The organism is Thermodesulfobacteriota bacterium (assembly GCA_039028315.1).
Lineage (GTDB): Bacteria > Desulfobacterota_D > UBA1144 > Nemesobacterales > UBA2774 > CR02bin9.
In genome coordinates this window covers 1-3,719 of record JBCCIH010000209.1, presented here as the reverse complement: position 1 = coordinate 3,719, position 3,719 = coordinate 1, and the positions used below count along the sequence as shown (strand labels likewise).

3 protein-coding genes are annotated in these 3,719 nt (G+C 40.9%); 1 reads left to right on the top strand and 2 read right to left on the bottom strand.

Features of this window, described 5'->3' with window-relative positions:
* The coding region (locus AAF462_10845) for an FtsX-like permease family protein (GenBank protein MEM7009621.1) at positions 1-2,207 on the top strand (2,207 nt) is incomplete at its 5' end.
* Here AAF462_10845 and AAF462_10840 read toward each other — a convergent pair.
* Both AAF462_10840 and AAF462_10835 read right to left on the bottom strand, forming a co-directional pair.
* On the bottom strand, positions 2,208-2,720 hold the full coding sequence (locus AAF462_10840) for a DUF350 domain-containing protein (GenBank protein MEM7009620.1): 513 nt from the start codon (positions 2,718-2,720) through the stop codon (positions 2,208-2,210). It lies immediately after the preceding gene.
* Positions 2,721-2,763: 43 nt separating this feature from the next.
* Complete coding sequence (locus tag AAF462_10835; protein MEM7009619.1) at positions 2,764-3,450, bottom strand: hypothetical protein; 687 nt, start codon at positions 3,448-3,450, stop codon at positions 2,764-2,766.
* Between the last annotated feature and the right edge of the window lie 269 nt (positions 3,451-3,719).

Genomic DNA, 3,719 nt, shown 5'->3' with positions numbered 1-3,719 from the left:
TCAAAGACAATTTCAAAGACATTCTCAAGGACAATTCCAAAGACAATTTCAAAGACAATTTCAAAGACAATTTCAAAGACAATCTCAAAGAAGATTTCGAAGACATTTCCATTACACAGCTTGGAAGAAGGCTAAACGGGAAAGCAGAAATGAATGGTAAGAAAATCCAGGTTCGAGGAATCTACGCTGATGAACACTTCTTTGATTTCATGTCATTTGAACTCCTTTCTGGTAATAAAGCCACCTCGTTAAGTGATCCGTACTCTATTCTAATCACAGAAAGCTTGGCAACCAAAACCTACGAACGAACGGATGTCATTGGGGAAGAAATTTCAATTGGCGGTCTTGGAACATTTTTCATTAAGGGAATCCTCAAGGATCCACCCAAATTTTCCCATATTCAGTATGAAGTGATCGCCTCACTCAGCTCAATCCCCCTCATGGCCAATCAAGGGCTTTTTGATAATTCATATAATGACTGGCAGTCGGTCTTTACCTTCTACAACTACCTATATCTCCCTACTGAAGAAATGGTAAGTGAGGTAAACGCATGGCTAACAAATGCCTCTGATCGATTTTATCCCAATGCGGATCAAGTGACCTATACGTTCGAGATGCAGCGAATGGACAAAATTCTTCCCGGGCCTGATGTTTCAGATTCCATTGGCCCTAAAATGATCTTTCTGCCCATTATCATTTTATCGGTAATAGCCGGAGCAATCCTGCTTTCAGCAATTTTCAATTATACCAACCTATCGATGGCCAGGGCATTGCGACGAGCACGCGAAGTTGGAATTAGAAAATTAAATGGTGCCAATGGGAAGGCAGTGTATTTTCAATTTACTATTGAGGCAATCGTCTTGTCTCTGATTTCTTTGGCTATTGGCGTGCTCATATTTATGCTTATCAGATCAGAATTTATCGCGTTGATTCCCCGAGCCAATGAAGTGATTAACCTTGAGCTCTCCTTACCTTTAATTGGATGGTTTACACTATTCGCTGTAGCAACCGGACTCATCGCAGGTATGGCTCCCTCTCTTTATTTTTCAAGACTTTCCTCGCTCAATGCATTTCGAAGTAACAACGGCTTGAGGACGCTAGGTCGAATCAACTTACGGAAAACCTTCATCGTGGCACAGTTTGCCATTAGCATGATTTTTATTCTAGCCATTGCCATTACCAACAAGCAGTATCGGTTTTCGCTGGATTATGATCTTGGTTTTGAAACACAAAATATCCTCAACGTTCCTTTGGAAGGGAATGATCCGTCCATTCTTCGTACCGAATGGAGTAAACTCGCAGAGGTCGAAGAAGTGTCATTTTCCTCAATCATTCCGGGAGTTGGCTCACTTGAATCCTTGCAATTGGTTGATCAACGAAACCAGGATTCGGTTTGGGTAAATTCAATGACCATCAACGAAAGCTATCTGGATAATTTTGGACTCAACCTCCTTGCTGGTAGATCAATGCGAGATGGTGAGAGTCAATCCATTGTTGTTAATGAGCAGTTTGTTAGAGATTTTGGATTAGAAAATCCTCAAAACACTGTGGGGACTACCTTTCGGTATGGCAGTCAATCACTAACAATCGTAGGAGTGATAGAGGACTTCCACTATGTAAACCTGGAGGAACCCATTAGCAGTTTTGTGATGCTCACCTCAGACAATTTTCTATTTGCTAATATTAAACTCAATACCACAGACATCATTTCTTCGGTGGAAAGGCTTGAAGACGTGTGGGATGAAATCGACGGCAAAAACAACATGTATTCTGCCTTCATGGATGATCAAATTGAAGACTATTATCAATTCCTGGTAGATGTTATGAAACTATTCGGATTTGTAGGGTTTTTGGCAATCTCAATTAGTTGTCTTGGCCTGTTTGGCATGGCGATCTATTCAACCGAAACACGGCTAAAAGAGATCGGCATACGTAAGACATTTGGAGCAACAGAGAAGACCCTAATTTTTTTACTCTCCAAAGGGTTTATGAAGATGGTTTTTTGGGCTATTCTTATCGGTTCACCGATTTGCTATCTGCTCTTTGACAAAGTGATCCTTGCTCAAAACTTCTATCGAACGAATATCTCAGTTCTAGAAGTGGGAGGAAGTATTTTGTTTCTTCTTATCCTTTGTTCGGCAACAATCATCACACAGACTTGTTCGGCAGCAAGAAAAAACCCAACAAGTGTGCTGAGGAATGAGTGATTAAATTGGTGGTAACTCCGGATAAGGAACGATAGCCTCAATTAAAAGCACCACTCCATTCTTTGAAAGAAGAGTCAACGTGATCAGGATACTTGATATGATCAGCGCCACACCTACATTGTTTTTTCTGATCTCTTCAAACTCATCGATGGGTGTGAGTTTGGAATAAAGAAAAGTACTAATGAGTCCGATCAAGATGGTTGCCGTGTAGGCAATAGCAATGTAAACCGCCCCAATGCCGACATACTTGAATGCAATCATGAAAGTGTTGGCACTTTGGTTTAGAATTCTAAATGAAGAAATCAAAGGCTGAACGATCCCGCTGATCATAATCCCAACAGCTAAAATGATGGCTGATACGAAGATGCTGTAGGCCAGATTATAGTCTTGGATTCGATAATATTTCCTGCCTACCCATTGAACAATTTTGTAAGTGAGAGCCAGAATAAAAATGCCGATAGTAATGGCAGAAACGATTTCAATGAGGGCCAGGATTGCGATGTTAGGATTCATGTGTTAGAAGTTGGGCTTTGTAAGGTACATGCTGAGATGATTTTCACATACTCATTTCATTGACAAGTGCGATTTTCCAGTAATTAATATTCTTAGTGTTGGGAGGCAACATACCCAATGGCCAACCCTTTGCTGTGGTTTCCCAAAAGTAATATTTCCTCCCTTGGTGCATCAAGTAGTCACCTGAAGATGCAACGTTTAACGCTAACATGGCATGTGCATATTCATCACTCACCACGATCATCGGATCAAACCCCAACTCCTCTAGTAGTGTATAAATCAAAACCGACCGAGTGTCACAATCACCATAAAGCGAATGCAAAAACTCGTAAGGCGACAAGATCCCCATGGCAACATGGCCAATACATGGTGAATCTCCCGTATCTCTTGAGGCACAATCGCGAGAAAGCACATAGCTATAGGGTATGTCCTGCACAAAAGTGACTACCAGCTCTGCAAGTTCGGGTTTTGTAAGTCCTTGCTCCTGGGATATTCCCTTCAATGAATCTACCATAAAGTGAATGTAGGACTTGCTATCCAATACCAGGTTCTTGTAGACGCCACCCCAGAAATCTTCGTATTCATCTAGATCCACAATCATCTCATTTCTTTGATCACCTACTCGGAGACTTAAGGCCTCTTCCGACTTATAAGTCGTGCAGAAAGAGGCAGATGAGTTAACTAGCTCCCATTCTCTCTGATGCCATCTATCATTACTCCTATTGATCACCTCTACTTTATCCTCACATCTGGGAAAATCTATTTGCTTTTTCTTAATGATCCCAATGATCCCTGAGATGAGGATATACACCAGAATGATGAACCCGAGGAAGTTTCTTATGCTTTTCACAAATGGTCTCGATAGTGATTTTGACTGGGAAATTAAATTAGATAAAATATTTAAACTCCGCTTCCACCTTCTCACAAGGATCTATTGAAAAAGCCTTCCAAGATTTGATTAAATTAGAAGTACCTTCAACACTACCCTTCTAATGGTCT